Consider the following 23,251-nt stretch of genomic DNA (forward strand, 5'->3'; position numbering starts at 1 on the left):
AAAGTGTAATATGATGATATTAATTTTATTAGGAGAGAGATCAATATGACAAATCAATTGATTCCATTTGCAAACAATCTTACTCCTGGACAGAACATTGAAAGCTATTTGAGAACGGTTCAAACCCTACCTCAACTTTCAGCTGACGAAGAAAGAGAGTTGGCGGAAAAACTTTATCATCATAAAGATTTAAATGCTGCCAGACAGCTTATTTTGTCTTCTTTGCGTTATGTGGTTCCGATTGCACGCTCTTACAATGGGTATGGGTTGCCATTAAATGACCTCATCCAGGAAGGTAATATCGGTTTGATGAAAGCCGTTAAACGATTTAATCCGGCTGAAAAAGTACGGTTAATGACTTTTGCGGTTCATTGGGTTCGTGCCGAAATCAATGAGTACGTGATTAAAAATTGGCGTATTGTCAAAACGGCGACCACCAAAGCACAGCGCAAGCTCTTTTTTAAACTGCGTAGCACTAAAAAATCTCTTGAATGGTTAGGGGATAAAGATGCTGACACGATTGCAAAAGAGCTCGGAGTGACCCGAAAAGACGTCCTTGAAATGGAAACGCGTCTGTATGGTCAAGATATGTCTGTCGATTTAACACCCGATGAAGAAGAAAACACTTCTAAGACATACCCTGTACTGGTGAGCCAGGAACTAGATCCTGAAACACAGCTGGCAAATGACTCACAATCTGACCATGAGCTAGGCAGAATGCACCAAGCCTTAAAACAACTAGATCAACGTAGTCGAGATATTTTGCAACAACGTTGGCTCAGTGAAAATAAAACGGGCTTAAAGGCTTTGTCTGAAAAATATGGCGTTTCGATGGAGCGTATTCGTCAAATTGAACAACAAGCCATCAAAACATTACATGCCAGCATGACGGCTTAACTTAATTGCAATTGCTTAAATAAAAACAGCGCCATTGGCGCTGTTTTTTTATATCCAACATTTGTTTTTATTAAACGTCTTCCACATAAAGCTTCATAATAAATTTATGCTTCTCGCCACTTGGAATCCAGACCGCATTTTGCAATACATTACCGGCCTCAACGCATAACATACTTGGCCAAGCATCATTCGGCATGTCAGCAAATCCCTTGATAATTTCCGGCCCAGGATTCCACACCACCGAAGAACGACCATTACCCTTTTCTATACAAATGGCTCTTCGGAGCTGGGCGTCTTTGATTTTAACTAGGCCCACCTGGTCAATAAAAACGGAATCGATAGGAGGAGCAATCTTTAAAACATCTGTCTGCTCAACAGGATCGGCATTGGTTAATTTGTCATAACAGAAACTAGGTGCCAACCCTTCTACCTCAATTGATTCAACATCTGAAACCGTAAAATAAGAATGAAAAGCCTCGGTCACTTCAATATCATGATCATTCAGGTTATGCGTTATCAGCGTCATTACCAGCTCGGTTCCGATTTCTATTTTTAGCTCCAATCGAAAAGCATGTGGCCAGATAGCCAAAGAAGCGTCATCCGACTCAAGCATTAAGACGACTTCCGTCACGCCCGCATCCAAGTTTCGCACGCTGTCTAAATGCCAAACTCGATTACGGACAAACCCATGCGCAGGAAGCCCTGCTTCTTGTGACACACCAAACCAAGGCCAACAAACAGGAATGCCGCCGCGAACCGGTTTTTCTCCCGTATACACAGCCGTATCGGATACCCACAACAGATCCTGCCCAGATGTATTGCCGCTCTTCGGTATAAAACTTAGAACAGATGCCCCATGTGGCGTAATTGTGGCCTTAGCGAAATCGTTTTCGACCTCAATCATCATTAACTGCTCTCGCATGGAAAGATGAACACCTGTGGCTTCAAATTGCTGAATCATTTCTGCTAACACTCCTCTTTCCACCTCTTAATCAAGAGTTAACGATACTCAATCAAGGTGCGTTCCAATAACTCCGAAGGATACTCTCCAGTCACATAGGCCTGTCCAATCGCTTTCAATAAAACCAACCGAATTTGACCCGCCTGTACTTTTTTATCACCGGCCATTAAATCTAGAAATTGCTGAACACTCATTTCTTTAGGCGGCATAACCGGCAAATGAGCTGATTGCAAAATGGCAGCAATTCGTTCCTGGTCTGTTTGCGTTAAATCTCCCATTAACTTTGACAGATAAACTGCTTGCATCATGCCGGCACTGACTCCTTCACCATGCAACCAATTACCGTATCCCATTCCAGCTTCAATGGCATGACCAAAGGTGTGCCCCAGATTAAATAGCGCACGCAAACCCGCTTCTTTTTCATCTTTTGCCACAATCGTCGCTTTATTCTGACAAGAACGCTCGATCGCTTCAGCTAAAATCACAGGATCTCTTGCCATCAGGCCTGGTAGATTTTGTTCTAACCATTCAAAAAATGGATAATCAACAATCAAGCCATACTTAATAACCTCGGCAAGCCCCGCCGACAACTCTCTGTCTTCCAGGGTATTCAAGGTATCGGTGTCAATAACAACGCATTCCGGTTGGTGAAAAGCGCCGATCATGTTTTTGCCTTTCGGGTGATTTACGCCGGTCTTGCCGCCCACAGAAGAGTCAACTTGTGACAGCAGGGTGGTCGGGATTTGAATAAAATTCACCCCTCGTTGATAAGAGGCGGCCGCAAATCCAGTCATATCACCGATAACCCCACCACCTAATGCCACGAAAGTGCATTTTCGGTCAAAACGGTTTTCAATTGCCACATCAAAAATCTGATTCAAAACGTCTAGGTTTTTATACTGTTCTCCATCCGGCAAAATAACGGTTTTAACGTCATACTCTGAAAAGGCTTGCTTCGCTTTCTCCAAGTACAAAGGGGCAACGGTGGTATTAGAGACAATAAGAACCTGCGTTCCGGTCACATAGGGTTTCACCAGTTCGGCTTGCCCTAACAAACCCTGTCCAATAAAAATAGGGTAACTTCTTTCCCCCAGTTCAACTGTTAGTGTCTTCAATCTCTTTTCCTTAAATGATTTTCTGCTCTGCCAACTTATCCAGAATCTGCTTAACCACACGGTGAACGGAAACCTGTTCGGTTTGAATTACCAGATCGGCCACTTCTTCATACAAGGGACCACGTTCTTCAATCAGCTTTCTTAAAACCTGTTCCGGGTTTTCCGTTTGTAACAACGGACGGTTACGATCATGTCGGGTTCGTTGGACCAAAGCATCCACCGAGGATTTCAAGTAGACCACGAACCCTCTCGAGCGCAAATTTTTACGGTTTTCAGGGTTTAAGATAGCCCCCCCGCCTGTGGCAAGCACAATTTCTGACCGTTGCGTCAAGTCATCAATCGCGACCTTTTCGCGCGCACGAAACCCTGATTCCCCTTCAATATCGAAAATCATTGGAATCGTCGCGCCCGTTTTATCTTCTATTACGTGATCGCTGTCTAAAAACTGATAATGCAGCTTATCAGCTAAAAAACGGCCGACAGTCGACTTACCAGCCCCCATGGGTCCTACTAAAAAAATACTTTCTCTATGCATAGACACTATTGTAGCCTAATCACAACAATTTTAGGTAAACTCTGTTAAAATGTTGTGCCGAAATGGGCAAGGTATCTGCCTCTCCGTTAGAGCGCCAAGCAAGAACGCTTTCGCCTCTTTAAAAAGATAAGAAGACAGACGTAAGGAATTAAAATGGCGGGTTCTCTTTATATTATCTCTGCACCCTCAGGGGCTGGTAAAACGTCACTCGTAAGCAAGTTGACCGAGAAAGACAGTCGAATCCAAGTATCTATTTCAAGCACCACTCGCCCAAAACGACCTGGTGAAGAAGATGGCATCAATTACGTCTTTCTTTCAGTCGACGCTTTCAAACAAAAAGTGGCGGAAAATGATTTTTTAGAGCATGCGCAAGTGTTTGATAATTATTACGGCACCTCTAAAAGCGTTGTCGAAAGCAAACTGGCAGAAGACAAAGACGTCATCTTAGAAATAGACTGGCAAGGCGCACAACAAGTAAGAAAATTAATTCCAGACGCCGTCAGCATTTTTATTTTACCGCCTAGCCTTAAAGAACTTGAAAAACGATTAAAAGGCCGAGGAACGGACAGCGAAGAAGTCATTGAACGCCGAATGTCTGACGCCGTTAACGAAATGAAACATTTCAATGAATTTGATTATCTGGTCATCAATAATCATTTTGATACCGCTCTTGCAGAATTACACAGTATTTTTTTGGCCAATCGCCAAGCGTGTGCGAAACAATATGAAAAGCATAACGTGATGATTAATGAACTCACCCAACAACATTAAAAGGAACCTATTCAATGCCTGGCTTTGAACTCTTTGACGAGACGGAAAAACAACAAGTAAATGAAGTCATGGAAAAGGGCTTCACTTTCCGCTACAACTTTGATGGCATGAGAAATGATGTCTGGAAAGCACGCGAATTAGAATCAATGATTTGCGACACGCTTCAAGTCAACCACGCACATCTTGTCTCCAGTGGCACAACAGCTCTCTCAACGGCACTTGCTTCAGCAGGCATTGGCGCGGGAGATGAAGTCATTGTTCCTCCTTTCACCTTTGTTGCGTCAGTAGAAGCCATTGTATTGGCTGGCGCGATTCCTGTTTTTGCAGAAATCGATGAAACCTTAACCCTTTCTGCAGAAGGCATTGAAGCGGTTATCACCCCTCGAACCAAAGCGGTCAACTTTGTTCACATGTGCGGTTCGATGGGGCACATGGATGACGTCAAAGCTGTCTGTGACAAACACAATCTTGTCTTACTGGAAGATGCGTGTCAAGCAACAGGTGGAACCTATAAAGGCAAGGCTCTCGGAACCCTAGGCCAAGTTGGAACCCTTTCATTCGACTCGGTTAAAACCATTTCTTGCGGGGAAGGGGGTGCCGTACTGACCAACGACGAAACAATCTACAACCACGCTCACCAATATTCTGACCATGGGCATGATCACATTGGTATGGATCGAGGCGCAGAAAGCCACCCTATCATGGGAAGCAACTATCGCATCTCCGAAATGAACGCTGCAGTCGGGGTCGCACAATGGAAAAAGTTAGACCGCATTCTTGAGATTCAACGTAAAAACAAAAAAGCACTGAAAGAAGCGTTATCACAGTATGAAGAAGTGGCTTTCCGCGTCATCCCTGATGAAGCAGGAGACAATGCCGGATTTTTAAGCGTGATTATGCCCACAGAAGCACGTGCAAAAGAAGTCGTGAAAGCATTAGCAGAAGAAAACATTCCTGCGGTTTTCTATTGGTATGCAAACAACTGGCATTACCTGAAAAACTGGACGCATATTCAGAATATGAAAGGGCCAGCTAAATTGCCGATCGAACTCATTGCTGATCGACCTGACTATACGCAAGTGAAAACACCTAAATCAGATGATATTATGAGCCGAACGTTTTCAATGCTGATTAATTTATCTTGGTCGGAAGCGGATATTCAGCAGCGTATTGATGCATTTGCAAAAGTATTTAAATAAGATTTTTAAAGGAATTCCACAATGAAACATCGTAATTTTAAAACCGTTCCGAGAATGATTTTTGGCCGAGGCTCTTTTGATCAACTCGATGATGTTTTAACCGAAGAGCGTCAAAAGCCAGACGATTTTGTTGTCTTTTTGGTAGACGAAGTTCATAAGGACAAACCTTTAAAAGAACGCCTACCCAATCAAGCACAAGACCTCGTTATCTGGCTGGATGTTACCGATGAACCTAAAACCACCTATGTGGATGCTTTAACCGAACAGGTTCAAGCGTTTGGCAAAGGCAAAAATCCTGTCAGCGTAGTCGGCATCGGCGGTGGATCTTCTCTCGACATCGGTAAAGCCGTGGCATTGCTACTTACAAATCCAGGTGGCGCCGCTTCATACCAAGGTTGGGATTTAATCAAAAATCCAGCGGTTCATCACGTTGGCATTCCAACCATTTCTGGAACAGGTGCCGAAGCGTCAAGAACAACGGTTTTAACCGGACCGGATAAGAAATTGGGCATGAACTCCGACCATACGGTATTCGATCAAATCATCATGGACCCTGACTTGATTGCCGGTGTGCCAAAAGATCAATGGTTCTATACAGGAATGGACTGCTATATTCATAATGTGGAAGCCCTGAATGGTACTTACATCAATGAGTTTGCTCGTGCATTTGGTGAAAAATCTTCTGAGCTTTGTCACCAAGTCTTTTTAGAAGACCATCCGGATTCAGATGAAAAATTAATGATGGCATCTTATATGGGCGGCCAATCTATTGCGTATAGCCAAGTGGGTGCCTGTCATGCTTTATCTTATGGTTTATCTTATGTCATGGGGTATCACCACGGCATCGGTAACTGTATTGCGTTTAATGCCCTAGATGACTTTTACCCAGAAGGTGTTAAGACCTTTAGAAAAATGCTGGATAAGCACAATATCACCTTGCCGAAAAACGTTTGTAAAGATTTAACAGATGCGGAAATGGATAAAATGATTCAGGTTTCGTCTGGCATGGCACCGCTTTGGGATAATGTATACGGCCCTGACTGGAAAGAAAAAGTCACCCCAGAATTGTTGCGTTCGCTTTATCTAAAAATGTAATTTCGTCCATTCTGTCACTTACAGTCTTTCAACCTAAGACTGTAAGGTACGTTCGCTTCTTTTAAGGATTTTTATGAACACTTACGTCTTTATTCCTGCTCGTTATGGCTCTTCAAGATTACCTGGTAAACCGCTTAAATTAATTAATGGCAAACCGATGATCCAACATGTTTTTGAGCGCATTTCAAAAGCAACGGGCATTGAAGCCGTCTACGTCGCGACCGATGACGACCGCATTAAAGAAGTGGTTGAAAAATTCGGTGGCAACGTTGTCATGACCCCTCCTGAAGCGGAATCGGGTACAGACCGAATTGCTCAAGCCGCGCAGGCGTTGGATTTAAAAGAAGACGACCTGATTGTCAATGTTCAAGGCGACCAGCCGCTTGTCAATCAAGGTTCGATTGAAGCGGTTATCGCCCCTTTCAAAGCAGCCGATTACGATGGTTCGTTTGAAATGAGCACCCTTTCTTTTAAAATCGTTAATGAAGCGGAAATTACCAGCCCGAAAGACGTTAAGCTGGTCACAGACACCAATGGATTTGCACTTTACTTCTCTCGTGCAACCATTCCTCATGGTCGCGACTATTGGGATCATGATTCCTTTAAACATTTAGGGGTCTATGCCTATACCAAGCGCTTTGTGGATCTTTTTAATACCCTGCCGATGGGTCAACTGGAAGACATCGAAAAACTTGAACAACTTCGTGCACTCGAATATGGCCATAAAATCAAAGTGGTTGAAAGTGAATGGGACTCACCTGAAGTCGATTTACCGGGCGATATCGAAATGATGGAAGCACTTTTGAACGCGGGTCATTAACCCGTTCTATTAAATATGCGAAGGCCTAGATGATTTATCAATCCCTGATTCGCTTACTCAGCCCTGTGATTATCTTAATCATTACCGTTGAAGCTTTTAAACGAAGAGGTGGCAAACGATTTCTTTTACAGCGATTGGGATTTGGGTTTTCAAAGGAGCCAAAAAAAGAACCACCCTCTCCACTGTGGATTCATTGTGCTTCAGTGGGAGAGGTGAAGGCCTCTGAACCGCTTATCAAACACTTGATTCCGTTGGAAGAAATCTTAATCACAACCAGCACCCCGACCGGCGCTGATTTGGTTCAAAACCTCTTTTCAGACTCGGTCCACCACTGCTACTTGCCTTTTGACTGGCCTTATGCCATCCAAAATTTTTTAAAGACCTATACTCCAAAATCACTTTGGGTGGTTGAAACGGAGATTTGGCCAAACCTCTACCGACTGACAAACAAAAAAGGCGTTTCGATCACCCTGATCAATGCCCGACTCTCGCGAAAAACTTTAACTAGCCCTGCATGGCTCAAAACGACTTATCGTAAAACGCTTCAATTTGTCAGCCAAGTTTTAGCACGCAGTCAAACTGAAGCTGACCGTTTCATGGCATTAGGTTGTCCTAGCGACAAAATAAAAGTGTTGGATAATTTAAAATATGCCGGCTTGATGGATCAACCCCATTATCCTGCAATCATTAAAAAAGACTATGTATTAGCCGCATCAACTCACCACAATGAAGAGCAACAACTGGTTGCGATGTGGTTAACACTTAACCGGCCGGAGCTACTTGTTATCGTTCCCAGACACCCGAAACGCCGAGACCAAATCTTAAAAGCACTTTCGCCTTATCGAAAACAGATTGCAGTTTTCAGTCTCAATGAACCCATCACCGATGAAATCCAAATATATTTAGATGATCAAATCGGCGCCTTGATGCCCTTATATGCACATGCCAAGCTGGTGATAATGGGGGGGGCTTTTGTACCAAAAGGCGGGCATAATGTTCTGGAACCCGCAGCCGTCAAAGCCCCTATCATCACAGGGCCAGATATGTCTGATTTTGAAGCTGAAACGAAATTATTATTAAAACAAAATGCACTTATTCAAGTTAATCACATTGAAGAGATGGAAAAAATCCTACCTTCCTTACTGAATGACGAAATTCAACGACAAGTAATGGGAGAAGCGGCTTATCAAGTCATCACCTCCCAATCACACATCTTAAAGGATTATTTAAAAGCACTAGGTGTCAAATAAGTTCTCGCAAACTCTAAACATATTCCATGTTTTTCTGTTGAAATAGTCATTATTAAATTGAAACTCCCGCCTATAATTCGGTAAAATAGTAATTTACTGAATTTTAAGGACTAATTATAAATGGCACGCGTAACTGTAGAAGATTGTTTAGATCAAGTTGAAAATCGTTTTGAACTGGTTATTTTAAGCTCTAAACGAGCTCGTCAACTATCAAATGGCGCAGAACCAACATTAGACTGGGATAAAGACAAGCCGACTGTAATGGCATTACGTGAACTAGCGGAAAACACGATTAACAAAGAAGTCGTCATGTCCGACCCTGATACCCCTCCTTTTTTCGGATAATTAACAGGAGTCCAGACCCTTTTTATGCCCACCCCAACCTCCCTTGATGACTTAATCGAAAAAGCATCGGTCTATCTTAAGAAAAGACACCTTAAGCAAATAAAAGCCGCTTTTGAATTCGGGGCAGAGGCACACAAAGGGCAAATGCGCAAAACAGGAGGCGCCTATATCTGGCACCCTGTTGCTGTAGCCGAAATTCTGGCCGACATCCAACTTGACCATGAAAGCTTGATTGCTGCAATCTTGCATGACGTGGTTGAGGACACTCCTTATACCAAAGAAGATATCATTGATCGATTCGGCGAAAATGTGGCCGAGATTGTTGATGGTGTTACCAAGCTTGGTAAACTTGAATTCGATAACCCTCAAGAAGCACAAGCAGAAAATTTCCGTAAAATGGTACTGGCTATGTCGCGAGATATTCGCGTCATTTTAATCAAGCTGGCCGACCGACTTCATAATATGCGTACATTAGGCGTAATGCGTCCAGATAAACAACGTCGAATTGCACGCGAAACGCTTGAAATTTATGCTCCTATCGCAGCTCGCTTAGGGATCAATGCCATTCGTATCGAACTTGAAGATCTTGGCTTTAAGGCCATGCACCCGTTTCGATTTGCCGTACTAGAGCGCGCCGTTAAAAAAGCACGTGGTAACCGAGCGGAAATTGTAGAACAGATTAATGAAGCCATTACCAATCGACTTCATGACGAAAATATTCCCGCCAATGTCATTGGTCGTGAAAAACATTTATATAGCCTTTATAAAAAAATGAAATACAAGCATCTCAGCTTTGATGAGATTCTCGATATTTTTGCCTTCCGAGTTGTGGTCAATACAGCCGATGAATGCTATCGCGTACTGGGGTCGGTTCATTCACTTTACAAACCCTTTCCTGGTCGCTTTAAAGACTATATCGCCATCCCTAAATCGAATGGTTATCAATCTTTACATACCGTACTCTTCGGCCCATTTGGAGCCTACATTGAAATTCAGATTCGTACAAATGAAATGCATGAAGTGTCTGAACACGGAATCGCAGCACACTGGGTTTACAAACAAGATGCCACCGAAGAAGGACGCCCGATAGAACAACCGCTTTCTGCGGTTGAAATCCGAGCTCAAGAATGGGTAAAAAATCTGCTCGAAATTCAGCAGGGTGCAGGTAATTCTTTAGACTTCTTGGAAAATGTCAAAATAGACCTTTTCCCAAATGTCATTTATGTTTTTACCCCGAAAGGCGATATCATTACCTTACCCGCAGGCGCGACGGCTGTTGACTTCGCCTATGCCGTCCACACCAATGTAGGACATGGAACCGTTGGTTGTCGCGTTGATAAGAAGCTAATTCCCCTTAGAACCCATTTGGAAAGCGGACAGACTGTTGAAATCATTCGCAGCAAAGAATTACAACCCAACCCTTCTTGGTTACAATTTGTTACCACGGCCAAAGCACGTTCACAAATCCGAGCATTCTTAAAAAATCAACAATCTGCCTCTGCCCAAGCACTTGGAAAAAGACTCCTTGAAAAAGGGTTACGTAACTTCAATATGTCTTATACCGGTTTAACAGATGTCATCCGAGAAGGCATCGTGGTCGAGTTTAAGCTGGAAAGCTGGGATCACTTGTTAGAAGAAATCGGCCTGGGCAAACGCCTAGCAAACCTCGTTGCCAAACAAATCCATGATGTGGTTCTTGGCTCAGAGGATTCTATATTAAAGTCACACGCAGTTGAAGACCCCTCTCAACCTTTGGTCATCTCTGGAACCGAAGGCATGGCAGTCAATTATGCAGGCTGTTGCCACCCAATTCCAGGAGATGAAATCATCGGCTTCATCAGTGCTGAAAAAGGATTAGTGATCCATCGACAAGAATGTAAAAACGTTAAACAGTTCAAAAACCACCCTGAAAAATGGCTGGATGTGAACTGGGAAGAAAACATCACCCAAACCTTTGATGTGGAACTTCAGCTTGAAATTTTAAACCGGCGTGGGGCATTAGCAACGGTTGCCAGCAACATTGCAGAGATGAAAACCGATATCGACCGAGTGCGCTCAGAAGACAAAGACGAAACCTATAGCTTAATGAACATTGTCGTTCGCGTGCATACCCGAAAACATTTAGCGGATGTCATGAGAAAGTTAAAGCGACTTCCGATTGTCGAGAAAATTCAACGCTTATAATCCGCGCACCAAAATAAATCATTTCCACCCCCTCCCAGCAATCCTGCATTAAATTGATTCGCTTTTATTGTCTTTAAAAAGCTTTAATGTAGCCCCATTGCTTTGATTCTTTTTAAAAACCCCATACTGGCACTCAATATGCTTAAGTGTTTACTAATATGATTTTTCACCCACTAAGAAAATGTGGAAAAAGTTACAAGTTTGACACTTAAATAGCGAAGATGAAATGGAATTGAACGCTTCACAAAATCTAAAAAACTATACGCAATACTTACCGGAAGTAAAACGTTACTTAGGGGAGCTCGAGCACCAGGACCTTTGGTGGACAACCGTCGCAATGGTCGGAAAAATCAACAATGAAAACATTGACCCACAGTTACTTGAATCCATTGTCGACACTCAAAAAGAATTTCAGAGTCTTCGTAACTTAATGATCGATGAGCTTGTCGGGCGTTACCTCAACCGAGCCAATAGTGAAATTATCCTAAAATCCCAAGCTACCATTGATATTTTAATTCGTAATTTATTTGAAAGAACCGCCGATGTTGGTTTTCTAGCCACCGATGATGACTTGGTTGAATACTTAGCACAACCTGAAACCACTGAACAGGATCAAGAGTTTATTCATCGTCGCATTGAAGAGTATGTTGCTAAATACAGTGTTTATGACGACATTCTATTACTCACTCCCTCAGGTGAAGTGAAAGCAAAACTGAACCCAAACAACCCGGTGACCCGCAGCAACGACCCGATCATTCAGGAAGCGTTGACCACCAACGAACCTTATTTAGAAGTTTATAGACCCTCAGACTTATTTCCGAACAAGCCTAACAGCTTAATTTATGCCAAACGAATTGAATCCACTCAAAATGGCGAATCCAAAGTGGTTGGCGTACTTTGTTTAAGCTTCGAATTTGAAGAAGAAATGGCGTCCATTTTTCCAAAACTAAGCAGTGCGGAAGAAGGTTATGAAATCATGTTATTGGATGATAAAGGCACTGTTATCGCCAGTAATACGCCATCACAACATCCATTGGGCAAAAAAATGCCACCGCCAACGCAAATGCACACCCCTCAAGGGAATGATCAAGGCTTAAATTACACCACGCAAACACATGGTTACCAAGGTTTTAAAGGACTGCCATGGTTTTGCCACACCCATGCTTCGCATAATGTTGCTTTTTCCGGCAGCGAATCAAGCGATGACTTAGGCGTGGTGATAGAACAAGATTCCCCAATTTATCTAAAAGACTTGGATGAAACCAATTTAAAAGTCAGCACCCTGCTGCTAATCGTTATTCTGAATGGCAAAATCACCTCTCTAAAAAAAGATGTGAAATCATTTTTACCGGTGTTAGACAGCTTTCAAGACATCAGTAAAGACATTCAAACCATTTTCAGTGACTTTATTCACCATATTCATACAGTGTTAGTAGAAACCATCCAGAATAAAGTCAGCTTCAGTGCGACTTTGGCAGTCGAAATCATGGATCGAAATCTATACGAACGCGCGAATGATTGCCGCTGGTGGGCACTCAACAGCACCTTCAGAAAGATTCTGAGTGACCATCAAGACAAAGCGCCTGTTGGCGAAGAAGAAACCGAGGTTCTGACAGATATCCTGCAATACATCAACCAGCTGTACACCGTTTACACCAATATCATGTTGTATGACAGAAAAGGAAAGATCATTGCCGTTTCCAACCCCGCAGAAGGGCATTTAGTCGATACGATTTTACCTCAACCACAAGACACCTCTTCTTGCCTATCCATACAAGATACACAAGCTTATGTGGTTTCCAATTTCCATAAAACCGAGCTATATGATGGGCAATACACCTATATCTATCATGCCGCAGTAAAACACTGGCATAGCGAGCATAAGAACGTCGGTGGTATTGCTCTGGTGTTTGACAGTAAGCCTGAATTCCAAGCCATGCTGGAAGACACCAAACCGACTTATGTCAACAAAGAGGTGGATGAATCAACTTTCAGTCTCTTTACGACTGTTGAGGGTGAAATCATCGCCAGCACTTCCGATCAGTACCAAATTGGCGACTTCATAGACCTTCCGGATAAGGTGAAGCATTGCCAGAATGGCGATGCAGGCTCCATGAACTGGCATATTAAAGATCAGCGCTTTATCTTAGGCTACAAAATGAGCGAGGGGTATCGTGAATATAAAAATGGCGATGGCTATGAGAATAACGTCTTATCACTTGTCTTCACAGGCTTCTAAAATAGATTAAAAAATGCCCAGGCCTGGGCATTTTTTATTGAAGTTTCCCGTCCAGCATCGCTTCTTTTACTTGACTACCTCGCCATTGTTTTTTCCATTGCAACAACAAAACCGTCACAATCAATAACACGCCAGCCATGACCGCAATGGAAGCCGCAATAGAACTATCCAGCCACACCGCCATAGCATACCCTAATAAAACTGACACCTGAGCATACCCTGCGGCCATCCATAACATCGATTTTAAAGAGCTGGCCAACAAATAGGCACTGCTGGCCGGAATCACCAGCAAGGCCACCACTAAAATCGCCCCCACCGCATCAAATGAAGCGACCGTTGTTAATGACACCATGGTCATCAAAAGGTAATGCCAAAACGAAACGCTGACGCCCAGAGAGAGTGCCAAAGCCGGATGAAAAGCCACCAACTTAAAGCGTTCAAATGCCAATACAATCAAAATGAGATTGACTAGAAAGACCCCACCAATAATCCATAATGCGCGCGGCCCAAGCTCTTGCTCTCCCCAGATAACCGTATCAAACGGAACAAAGGCGATTTCACCATATAAAACACACTCCTGATCCAAATCGACTTGGCCGGCATAAACCGAAATTAAAATCACCCCCAAGGCAAAAAACCAGGTAAAAATAATCCCAATACTCGCATCTGTTTGTATTTTGCTGACTCGGTGCAATGCATTGGAAAGCCAAGCCGTCAACAATCCGATCAACGTCGCGCCTATCATCATCGCGACCACTGACCGGCTGCCTGCAATCAAATACGCCAAGACGATTCCCAATAATACAGAGTGACTGATGGCATCTCCCAACAAACTCATCCGGCGCAACACTAAGAACACCCCAACCATAGAACAACTGATGGCCACTAAACTGGCAGTCGCTATAATCCATACATCGCTGATCATTTTGTTCCCTCATTATTAGCAATCATGCCATGGTTTTCAGGAATCTCTCGCCCATGCGGATCTTGTCGTTTGCCCTGTTGAGCCAACGCCTGTTCTAGCTGTTTGGTTTCCTCATCCGTCAACAAATGTTCAATCTGCTCAGCGTAGTGGTGCACTTTATCCGTATCCATATCTAGCTGTTCTGTTAAATAGCTCTCCCATAACCGGTGTCGGCGTGTTAAAGTCATCGCCAGAAAAGCTCCCATTTCCGTTAAACGCAGCCCATCAACATCATCTGTTCGCTTCAAAAACCCTTTTTGCTCTAATCGTTGCACGGTTTTCTTTAACTTACTAATAGCCATACCTCGTGCAGCCAAAATCGCCTCTTCACTAAAGGCCAACCCCAAGTCAATGTTAGATTGTGCTTTATCTTGGTTAACAGGGTGACGCTCATTTAACACATAAAAAGTTCTCAAAACATTTTCTTCACACACTTGACGGCGTAATTGTCTTTGTTGAGCCAGGTTGGAAAGCAATCCTTTTTGCGGGGCAAACAAAAAGGACACTAAGAACAATATAAACAAAACCACCACCATCCATGGCCCTGTTGGCATCGCGGGTGCCATATAAGAAATATTGGCGCTCAACACTCCACTGATGGCGCCGATCACGCCTGCTGTCATCAACATCGCTGACAAATTCTGATTCCAAAACTTGGCCGCCGCAACCGGGGTTAACAACACCGCCGCCATTAATACAACGCCAACAATCTGCAACCCAATCACCACCGACATCACAATTAAAAGCGCCAATAACACTTCATAAAAAGGAATGTTCAGTCCAATTGATTTCGCATAAGAGCGATTAAATGCAATCAAACGAAATTTTTGAAAAAACAGCGCCACCATAGCCAATACGACGAGAGCGACAATGGATAGTAAATAAATGTCATGCGGCAGCATGGCGGCAGCTTGGCCGAATAAAATTTTGTCCAGGCCTGACTTTCCAGCCACTTCCAGTCCCTGAATATAGGACAACTCCATCAACCCCAGTGCAAAGAAAAATGACAACGTAATCGCCATCGCCGCATCCGGTTTTATTTTGGTGTTTTTAGGTAACCAGTCCATCAAAAACAACCCTAGAAAACTGCTCGTTACCGCACCTAAAAACATTAGAATGGGGGTGTTGGCGTGAAACAAAATAAACGCCGTCATCACGCCGGGAAGTGCGGCATGTGCCAATGCATCGCCCATCAAAGAACGTTTTCTTAAAAAAGCAAACCCGCCAATGACAGAAGCACTCACGCCCAACAAGGCTGATCCGATGAGCACCCAAACGGCATTCGGGTCGTTCAATTGCCAAAATTCAACAAATAACGCCCAATAAGAAGGATTATATGGACTGAAATCACCCATCATCATGCACCCGGTCAATATTCGAACGGTAAAGTTTTTCGGTCATCTCATTAAGTAACGATAATCTTCCGCCATAGGTTTTATTCAAATTCTCCGGCGTTAAAACCTCATTGGCAGGTCCGGCTGCGATCAGACGGGCATTGACTAATATGACCCAATCAAAGTATTCTCCCACCGTATTCAAGTCATGATGTACGCATACAATGGTTTTATTTTCAGCTTTTAAACTTCGAAACAACTCAATGATGGCCTTTTCCGTCGTCACATCGACGCCAGAAAATGGCTCATCCATTAAATAAAGACTCGCTTTTTGTGCCAATGCTCTTGCTAAGAAAACACGTTGTTGCTGCCCACCAGAAAGTTGATTGATTTGACGGTCTTTAAAGTCCAACATACTCACTTGTTCTAACGCTTGCTCGGCAATCAGCACATCTTGTGCAGACGGCCGTTGCCAAAATTTGAGCTGACCATGTCGTCCCATCAACACAACATCCATCACATTAATAGGAAAATCCCAATCAGATTCTTCTCTTTGTGGTACATAGGCAACCGCTAAGCGCTTCTGTTCGAGCGGCTGCCCAAAAAATTGAACCTCACCGCTCATTGTCGGTTCAAGTCCCATAATCCCTTTTAACAAGGTAGACTTTCCAGCGCCATTCGGCCCGACCACCGCAATCGTTTTTCCTTCCGGAATCTGAAAACTGACATCTGTCAGAACAGGCTTATAGTGGTAGCGCATACTCAGCTGACTTACAATCAGAGGGGAATTTTGAATTGTTTTCATTTAATGTCCTTACTTCAGTGCCTGAACAATTACATTGACATTATGCTTAACCATACCAATATAAGTGCCTTCTGGCGTTCCTGACAGCCCCATGGCATCAGAATAAAGCTCTCCGCCAATGTTGAGCGGCTGACCGACTTCATTCACTCCAGCTACCAAGGACTTTAAAAACCGTTTAGGGACACTGGACTCAACAAAAACGGCTTTTATTTTTCGCGATAAAATCAGTTCTTTTAATGCCTTAATATCATGCAACCCGAATTCTGTTGCCGTACTGATTCCTTGCAAGCCTCTCACTTCCATATCATAGGCGGTACCAAAATAACCGAACGCATCATGTGCCGTAATCAAAACCCGTTGCTGCTTTGGAATTTGACTGACTTGTCGCTTTACCCAATGATCCAGTTCAGATAACCGTTTTAAATATTGTGCAGCATTTTGGCGATAAAACGTTTCATTCTGAGGGTCATGTTGAATCAACTTCTCTAACACAAACAGACCTGCAGTATGCCATAAAGCCACGTCAAACCAAACATGAGGATCATGCGCTTTTCCAAAGCGATGCAATCGATGTTCGTCGATATTCTGAGTCACCGCATAGACAGGTTTTTTACGCGCCAACTTTTCAAACACCTCTTGCATTTTGCCTTCTAAATGTAACCCATTATAGAAAATCACATCCGCTTGCTGTAATCGTCTTAAATCTCCATGGGTGGCCTTATATAAATGTGGATCAACCCCCACTCCCATTAATGCTGTCATCTCGACATGCTCTTGACCAATATTCAAGACCAAATCTCCGATCATGCCGGTCGTTGTCACCACATTTAAAGGTTTCGCAAAAGCATAAGATTGCCAGCCTAGAATATACACCAACCCGATTAACCAACTTTTCTTCCATAAATTGTGCATAAAGCCCGAATACCCTTAAAAAATAAATAAACCTAAGTAAAAAATTAGCCATGACTAATAATTAAAAATCTTATCACAGTTAATTATTTGAAAAAAGCACCTAACTTAATTAAATAACTCCATTTTTTATTTAAGCAATCAGATTTTATGAGGGCAAAAGCGCTTTGCGTTTCATTTATGCTAAAATTCATGCCGAAAAAGATTTAATCAAAAGGAAACTACTCATGCGTGAAATCATTTCAACCGATAAAGCTCCACAAGCCATTGGTACCTATTCTCAAGCGGTCAAAGTGGGGAGTACGGTTTATCTATCTGGTCAAATCGCCCTTATTCCGGAAACCATGGAAGTCAAAGAAGGTGATATATCAGAGCGCATCCATCAAGTGTTTAATAATTTAAGTGCCGTGTGTGAAGCGGCAGGTGGTACCTTGCAAGATATCGTTAAACTTAACATCTTTTTAACGGATTTAAGTCATTTCGCTACTGTGAATGAAATAATGGCGCAATACTTCCAACAGCCATACCCAGCTCGCGCTGCAGTTGGTGTCAAAGAACTGCCTAAAGGTACGGATGTTGAAATGGATGGCGTATTAGAGCTTTCATCATACTAGTCCGTTCGTTGTCAGCTTCGTTTTCACTCAGAAAGCGAAGCACCCTCCTCTCAATTGCACCCCTATCTTCCAAAAAAGAATCATAATAGAACAATAACCCCCGCACTATCTCACTAACACACACCTTGATCATCACTTCCCTTAGATATATAAGCTTTTATTAATTTAGGCTCTTTTCTTGCTTGTTGTTTAAAAACATCGTAAAGAGAGCATCCGGCGATGAGTGAGCAATTAATTGATATTCTGTGGGTTTTAATCAGTGCCGTTTTGGTAGCGCTTATGCAACCAGGGTTTACTGCGCTTGAAGCAGGGGCCACCCGAACAAAAAATTCCATTTCAACCGCTATCAAAAATGTCAGCGATTTTTTAATTGCCTTTATGATTTTTGTCGTGGTGGGGGCCAGCATCATGCTTGGCACAAGCCACCATGGAGTCTTTGGCTGGAGTCCGATCTTTTTCTATGAAACCTCACTGCCTGAACTCATACTCACGTTGTTTCATGCCATGTTTGTTTCGACCGCCGTTACCATCATTTCAGGCTCTATCGCAGAACGGACAAAATACACTTCCTATTTAATCATTGCAGTGATTGTTTCCCTGTTTATTTACCCTGTGCAAGCACATTGGATCTGGAATAGCGACGGCTGGTTAGCTCAGCTCGGTTTTATTGATTTTGCAGGTTCAACAGTTGTGCATTCGGTCGGTGGCTGGGCTGCCTTAGCCGCCATTTTAATCATCGGCCCTCGTTTAGGACGGTTTGAAACCAAAGAAAATCCATTCGAACAAGCGAACTTAGCTTATAGCGCACTAGGCGTATTTCTCATTTGGCTGGGATGGATAGGCTTCAACGGAGGAAGCGTTCTCGCCCTAAACTATGAAACGGGAAAGGTGATTTTAAACACCCTTATTGCAGGCGCGATTGGAGGCATTACAGGCTTAATTATCAGTCGTTTTTATACAGGTTATTACCAAGTCATCGACATCATTAATGGTATCTTGGCCGGCTTAGTGGCCATTACGGCATCTGCCCACCTTGCATCTCCAGCTGCTGCCATCCTAGTCGGCATGTTAGGCTATCTTGCTTACTTGTCTGGAAAAATACTACTGGTTAAATGGAAAATTGATGATGCGCTTGAAGCCGTGCCCGTCCATTTATTCGCTGGCGTTGCCGGCACATTACTCGTGGCTTTTTTAGTGGATGAAGTAAGTTTTTGGCAACAGTTTAAAATTCAACTACTTGGCATCATTGTCGTTGGATTGCTGACCTTTTTAATCAGCTATACCTTTTTAAGCGTTATTAATCGCTTTTATCCATTGAGAGTGAGTGAATCGAAAGAAATATTGGGGCTGAATATCAGCGAACACCAAGCATCAACATCCATGTTTGATCTGGCACAAGCCATGAACAACCAAGCGCAACAACAAGATTTTTCTAAAAAAATAATGGTTGAACCCTATTCTGATGCCTCTTTAATTGCAACCTACTACAACCATGTGACCCAAGCATTCAATCAACTCAATGATGAAAAAGAAGCTCTGATTGAAGAAAGTTATCAAATGGCCAATTACGACCAATTAACAGGACTGGCCAAAAGACGACTACTCGTCAACGAACTGGGTCGCTCTATTGCAAGGCTTGATAGACACCCCCAATCCAATGCAATTTTATTTATCGATTTAGATGGGTTTAAATCAATCAATGATCAACATGGTCACAATGCCGGAGACGCTTTACTGAAAGAAGCGGCCGCGCGTATTCAAAAAATTATTCGAAAAACGGATCTAGCGGCGCGATTTGGTGGCGATGAATTTGTGGTACTCTTGGAAAACATTCAGAATGAAAGTTTTGCGGCTCAAGTAGCTGACAAAATAATCGCTGCATTGCGATCTCCCATCCTGCTTTCTAACAATTCCGAAGGACAAATAAGCGCATCCATTGGTCTTAAAATATTTAATGCCTCCGGCAAACAGCATATCGATGACATTCTCAACCAGGCCGACAAGGCCATGTACGAAGCAAAACGACGTGGTAAAGGGCAGTGGGTATTAGCCTAACGGCAGACAATCCATTTTATAAATTCCTCCAATCCGGCAGAGGAATTTCGATAAAATAAAGCCACGCCTTTATCTAATGAGAAACCCATGTCGAAAAAAGTATACTGCTTGGCTCAGTTCCTCCCCAAACCTGGGAAAGAAGCTGAGCTGTTTCATGTCCTGCAAAGCTTAGAACCCAACACCTTAAGAGAAGATGGCTGCTTACAGTATCGTGTGACGCGCCAACTCCCTAACCCCTACGCAGACGGCCAAAGCTTTCCCATCGTTTTTAATGAAATCTGGTCAGACCTTGATGCGTTTGAAGCACATTGCCAACGCGATGAAATCGTCAATTTTTTCAACACCTATTGCTTGGCAAAAACTGGATTAGCGCAAGACTGGAATGTTTGCATTTACACCGATGAGCCCGAAGAATACGATGCGCCGAACCTCTTGATCTAAAATGGTTATTGATCATTAAAACGACCAGGCCTGGCTATTTTTAGCCATTCTATTCCCTTTAACTCTACGACTAAGTCGGATCCAAACGTTATGCTGGCACAACTCAAACTGACGACCTTAAAAGGCGTTGGTGACAAACTGGTAGAAAAACTGAATCGCTTAGGACTATTTCATGTTCAAGATTTGCTCTTTCACTTGCCATTACGTTATCAAGATAAAACCAAACTGACTCCCATCAGCCAATTACTGATTGGTCAAGAAGCCTTAATTGAAGGCGAAATCATCGGCCAGCATATGACCCAAAGCCGTAACAGCAGCCTCATCGTCAAACTGATAGACCATTCAAACCTGCCGATTAGCTGCCGATTTTTTCACTTTCATTATCGCCAAGCCCAGCAATTCAAACGGGGGCTTAAATTACGTGCTTACGGTGAAGTACGCTCCGGTCCAAGCGGGTTAGAGATTGTGCACCCAACCTACCAACTGTTTAACCCAGAAAGTCCGCCGCCTTTAGAGGAGACTCTCACCCCTATTTATCCAGTCACCGAAGGTCTAGGGCAAACCACGTTACTCAAACTGATGCAACAAACACTTCAGCTGTTAAAACAATACCCGCTTGAAGAAGCCTTACCACACTCCCTACTGGAAGAACTGGGGCTTCCGCCAATCAACCAGTCATTACAAACCTTACATGAGCCGCAACCGGAAGACGACTTGCTGCAAATCAAACGGTTTGAACACCCCGCGCAAAGACGCTTGATTTTCGAAGAACTGTTAACCCATCAGCTAAGCTTACAACTCTTACGTCAACACGAAAAACAACGAATCGCCCCTAAAATTCCGGCCAGCGAGACGGCTTCACGCTTATTAAAAAACCTCCCGTTCAAACTGACCGGCGCACAAAGCGGTGTCTTAAATGACATTCAACAAGATTTTAACCAGCCCCACCCCATGCAACGCTTGATTCAGGGAGATGTTGGGTCTGGAAAAACCATTATCGCTGCTCTTGCCGCCTTGCAAGTAGCCGATGCCGGGTATCAAGTCGCGGTTATGGCACCCACTGAAATTCTGGCAGAGCAACATAAGAACCACTTCCTTGAATGGCTTGATCCTCTGGGTATTCCTGTTGCTTGGTTGAACGGTCGAATGAAAGCCGCTGAAAAGCGGGAAGCGCTCCAAAAAATTGAATCGGGCAAAGCCAAAGTCATTATTGGTACCCACGCACTTTTTCAAGACAGCGTTACCTTTGATCATTTAGGTCTTGTGATTATCGACGAGCAGCATCGCTTCGGCGTGCACCAGCGGCTCGCATTACATGACAAGGGAACCCAAAATGACTGCCACCCCCACCAACTCATCATGACGGCCACTCCCATTCCCAGAACCTTAGCCATGACCGCTTATGGCGACTTGGACTTATCCATCATTGATGAGCTTCCCCCCGGCAGGCAACCGATTGAGACCGCTGTTTTGAATAACACCAAACGGTTTGAAGTCATGCAACACTTACAGGCGCAATGCAAACAGGGGGTTCAAGCCTACTGGGTGTGTCCATTAATTGAAGAATCCGAATTACTGCATGCTCAGGCAGCCGAAGTAACGGCACAACAATTCATGGATCACTGGCCCGACTTACGCGTTGGACTGATTCACGGTCGGCTAAAAGCGGAAGAAAAGACGGAACGCATGAAAGCGTTCAAAAACCATGAATTGGATCTTCTGGTGGCAACGACCGTCATTGAGGTCGGCGTGAATGTACCCAACGCCAGCTTAATGATTATTGAAAATGCCGAGCGTCTTGGACTCGCCCAACTGCATCAATTACGCGGCCGTGTCGGGCGAGGCAGCAAAAAAAGTCATTGTGTCTTACTCTACCAATCTCCAATGGGAGAAACCAGTAAGGCACGCTTAAACATTATGCGAGAGTCCAATGATGGGTTTAAAATTGCAGAAGAAGACTTAAAAATTCGCGGTCCAGGAGAAATATTAGGGACTCGACAAACAGGAGGATTACATTTTAGAATTGCGGACTTAAAACGCGACCAAACCATGATTCCAGAGGTCAAATATTATGCTGAAATTTTAGCCAGTCAGCACATAGACGTTGCGGACGCCCTGAATACAAGATGGCTGGGAGAAAAAATGGATTATAAACATGCTTAAACCTTCCAAAGCACACCCTAAACTCAAACATGATCCTAAGTGGTTCCCTGCAGGACTGATTTACCGCTTAAAAAGCTCTAAGCAACTGCATGACTGGTTATTAGACCCTGGCTCTTTGACAGCAAAAATCCGGGTAGGCTGCCCTGAAATGACGATACACATCTTATCTGAAACGTATGAAAAGCCTCTTATTTCAGAGGCGCGTCAGCTCAAAATACCTTTGTCCCAAAAAGCTTGGATACGCTGTGTCTTCTTAATGTGCGACGGACACCCCATTGTCTATGCCAGAACGGTCATACCACACTGGCAAACAGGCAATCCTTGGTACGCCTTGAAACACTTGGGAAGCCGCCCCCTTGGAGAGGTTTTATTCCAACTTCCCAACTTAAAACGCACACCGTTTCAAATCACACAAACCCACGCCCAGAATTGGCCACACCTAGACTTGAGATCTTCTCAACAAAGCAACACTTTTGCACGCAAATCAACCTTTTTTCAAGGCAAATACCCACTTTTACTAACAGAAGCTTTCATAGAAACTTCGCTTTAAACGGA

At 43.5% G+C, this 23,251-nt stretch carries 21 protein-coding genes; 14 read left to right on the top strand and 7 right to left on the bottom strand.

Annotated elements, in window-relative coordinates:
- Nucleotides 1–45: 45 nt before the first annotated feature.
- Nucleotides 46–897, top strand: a complete 852-nt coding sequence (gene rpoH / locus GHNINEIG_RS11315) for an RNA polymerase sigma factor RpoH (RefSeq protein ID WP_135796733.1) — start codon at nt 46–48, stop codon at nt 895–897.
- Between the two features lie 70 nt (nt 898–967).
- Here rpoH and GHNINEIG_RS11320 read toward each other — a convergent pair whose 3' ends face one another.
- Genes GHNINEIG_RS11320 through aroK form a run of 3 tightly spaced genes read right to left on the bottom strand, consistent with a single transcriptional unit; the run spans nt 968 to nt 3,508 of the window.
- The gene (locus GHNINEIG_RS11320; protein WP_223260896.1) at nt 968–1,858 is read right to left on the bottom strand and encodes a D-hexose-6-phosphate mutarotase; all 891 of its coding nucleotides are present in this window, start codon (nt 1,856–1,858) and stop codon (nt 968–970) included.
- Between the two features lie 38 nt (nt 1,859–1,896).
- Nucleotides 1,897–2,973 carry a 3-dehydroquinate synthase gene (aroB, locus tag GHNINEIG_RS11325; protein WP_135796735.1) on the bottom strand — a complete coding sequence of 359 codons (1,077 nt, stop codon included), beginning with the start codon at nt 2,971–2,973 and terminating at the stop codon, nt 1,897–1,899.
- A gap of 10 nt (nt 2,974–2,983) precedes the next feature.
- Entirely contained in the window at nt 2,984–3,508 is a 525-nt protein-coding gene (gene aroK, locus GHNINEIG_RS11330) for a shikimate kinase AroK (RefSeq protein ID WP_135796883.1), read from the bottom strand.
- Between the two features lie 153 nt (nt 3,509–3,661).
- On the opposite strand from aroK, the gene gmk reads away from it, so the two are divergent.
- The 8 genes from gmk to GHNINEIG_RS11370 all read left to right on the top strand — a co-directional run bounded on the left by gmk (nt 3,662) and on the right by GHNINEIG_RS11370 (nt 13,411).
- Nucleotides 3,662–4,279, top strand: coding sequence for a guanylate kinase (gene gmk, locus GHNINEIG_RS11335; RefSeq protein ID WP_135796736.1), 618 nt, complete (start codon nt 3,662–3,664; stop codon nt 4,277–4,279).
- A gap of 14 nt (nt 4,280–4,293) precedes the next feature.
- Nucleotides 4,294–5,478 (top strand): DegT/DnrJ/EryC1/StrS family aminotransferase, encoded by a 1,185-nt coding sequence (locus GHNINEIG_RS11340; RefSeq protein WP_135796737.1) that lies wholly within the window; start codon nt 4,294–4,296, stop codon nt 5,476–5,478.
- A gap of 21 nt (nt 5,479–5,499) precedes the next feature.
- On the top strand, nt 5,500–6,573 hold the full coding sequence (locus GHNINEIG_RS11345; protein ID WP_135796738.1) for an iron-containing alcohol dehydrogenase family protein: 1,074 nt from the start codon (nt 5,500–5,502) through the stop codon (nt 6,571–6,573).
- Nucleotides 6,574–6,646: 73 nt separating this feature from the next.
- Entirely contained in the window at nt 6,647–7,393 is a 747-nt protein-coding gene (gene kdsB, locus GHNINEIG_RS11350) for a 3-deoxy-manno-octulosonate cytidylyltransferase (RefSeq protein ID WP_135796739.1), read from the top strand.
- 29 nt (nt 7,394–7,422) lie between these two features.
- The gene (locus GHNINEIG_RS11355) at nt 7,423–8,643 is read left to right on the top strand and encodes a 3-deoxy-D-manno-octulosonic acid transferase (protein ID WP_135796740.1); all 1,221 of its coding nucleotides are present in this window, start codon (nt 7,423–7,425) and stop codon (nt 8,641–8,643) included.
- Nucleotides 8,644–8,763: 120 nt separating this feature from the next.
- Nucleotides 8,764–8,988, top strand: a complete 225-nt coding sequence (gene rpoZ, locus GHNINEIG_RS11360; protein ID WP_011371552.1) for a DNA-directed RNA polymerase subunit omega — start codon at nt 8,764–8,766, stop codon at nt 8,986–8,988.
- 24 nt (nt 8,989–9,012) lie between these two features.
- Nucleotides 9,013–11,172, top strand: a complete 2,160-nt coding sequence (locus GHNINEIG_RS11365; protein ID WP_135796741.1) for a RelA/SpoT family protein — start codon at nt 9,013–9,015, stop codon at nt 11,170–11,172.
- A gap of 226 nt (nt 11,173–11,398) precedes the next feature.
- Nucleotides 11,399–13,411 (top strand): cache domain-containing protein, encoded by a 2,013-nt coding sequence (locus GHNINEIG_RS11370; protein WP_135796742.1) that lies wholly within the window; start codon nt 11,399–11,401, stop codon nt 13,409–13,411.
- Nucleotides 13,412–13,445: 34 nt separating this feature from the next.
- Here the strand turns inward: GHNINEIG_RS11370 and GHNINEIG_RS11375 are convergent, their stop codons facing one another.
- From GHNINEIG_RS11375 to GHNINEIG_RS11390, 4 genes are read right to left on the bottom strand one after another with little or no spacing between them, the layout of a single operon-like run.
- Nucleotides 13,446–14,336, bottom strand: coding sequence for a metal ABC transporter permease (locus GHNINEIG_RS11375; protein WP_135796743.1), 891 nt, complete (start codon nt 14,334–14,336; stop codon nt 13,446–13,448).
- On the bottom strand, nt 14,333–15,736 hold the full coding sequence (locus GHNINEIG_RS11380; RefSeq protein WP_223260897.1) for a metal ABC transporter permease: 1,404 nt from the start codon (nt 15,734–15,736) through the stop codon (nt 14,333–14,335). The genes GHNINEIG_RS11375 and GHNINEIG_RS11380 overlap by 4 nt, the downstream gene beginning before the upstream one ends.
- Nucleotides 15,723–16,514 (bottom strand): metal ABC transporter ATP-binding protein, encoded by a 792-nt coding sequence (locus GHNINEIG_RS11385; protein WP_135796744.1) that lies wholly within the window; start codon nt 16,512–16,514, stop codon nt 15,723–15,725. The genes GHNINEIG_RS11380 and GHNINEIG_RS11385 overlap by 14 nt, the downstream gene beginning before the upstream one ends.
- A 9-nt stretch (nt 16,515–16,523) precedes the next feature.
- Nucleotides 16,524–17,426: a metal ABC transporter solute-binding protein, Zn/Mn family gene (locus tag GHNINEIG_RS11390; RefSeq protein WP_135796745.1), complete on the bottom strand. Its 903-nt coding sequence runs from the start codon at nt 17,424–17,426 to the stop codon at nt 16,524–16,526.
- A 224-nt stretch (nt 17,427–17,650) separates the two neighbouring features.
- On the opposite strand from GHNINEIG_RS11390, the gene GHNINEIG_RS11395 reads away from it, so the two are divergent.
- From GHNINEIG_RS11395 to GHNINEIG_RS11415, 5 genes are all read left to right on the top strand, one after another.
- A complete protein-coding gene (locus GHNINEIG_RS11395) occupies nt 17,651–18,037 on the top strand; it encodes a RidA family protein (RefSeq protein ID WP_011371559.1) in 387 nt (128 codons plus the stop codon).
- A gap of 219 nt (nt 18,038–18,256) precedes the next feature.
- On the top strand, nt 18,257–20,092 hold the full coding sequence (amt, locus tag GHNINEIG_RS11400) for an ammonium transporter (protein ID WP_135796746.1): 1,836 nt from the start codon (nt 18,257–18,259) through the stop codon (nt 20,090–20,092).
- A gap of 87 nt (nt 20,093–20,179) precedes the next feature.
- Nucleotides 20,180–20,533, top strand: a complete 354-nt coding sequence (locus GHNINEIG_RS11405; protein WP_135796747.1) for a putative quinol monooxygenase — start codon at nt 20,180–20,182, stop codon at nt 20,531–20,533.
- Between the two features lie 90 nt (nt 20,534–20,623).
- Nucleotides 20,624–22,696 (top strand): ATP-dependent DNA helicase RecG, encoded by a 2,073-nt coding sequence (recG, locus tag GHNINEIG_RS11410; RefSeq protein WP_135796748.1) that lies wholly within the window; start codon nt 20,624–20,626, stop codon nt 22,694–22,696.
- Entirely contained in the window at nt 22,689–23,246 is a 558-nt protein-coding gene (locus GHNINEIG_RS11415; RefSeq protein ID WP_135796749.1) for a chorismate--pyruvate lyase family protein, read from the top strand. Before recG ends, GHNINEIG_RS11415 begins: the two co-directional genes overlap by 8 nt.
- Nucleotides 23,247–23,251: the final 5 nt, after the last annotated feature.

It is taken from the genome of Hydrogenovibrio crunogenus (assembly GCF_004786015.1).
GTDB lineage: Bacteria > Pseudomonadota > Gammaproteobacteria > Thiomicrospirales > Thiomicrospiraceae > Hydrogenovibrio > Hydrogenovibrio crunogenus.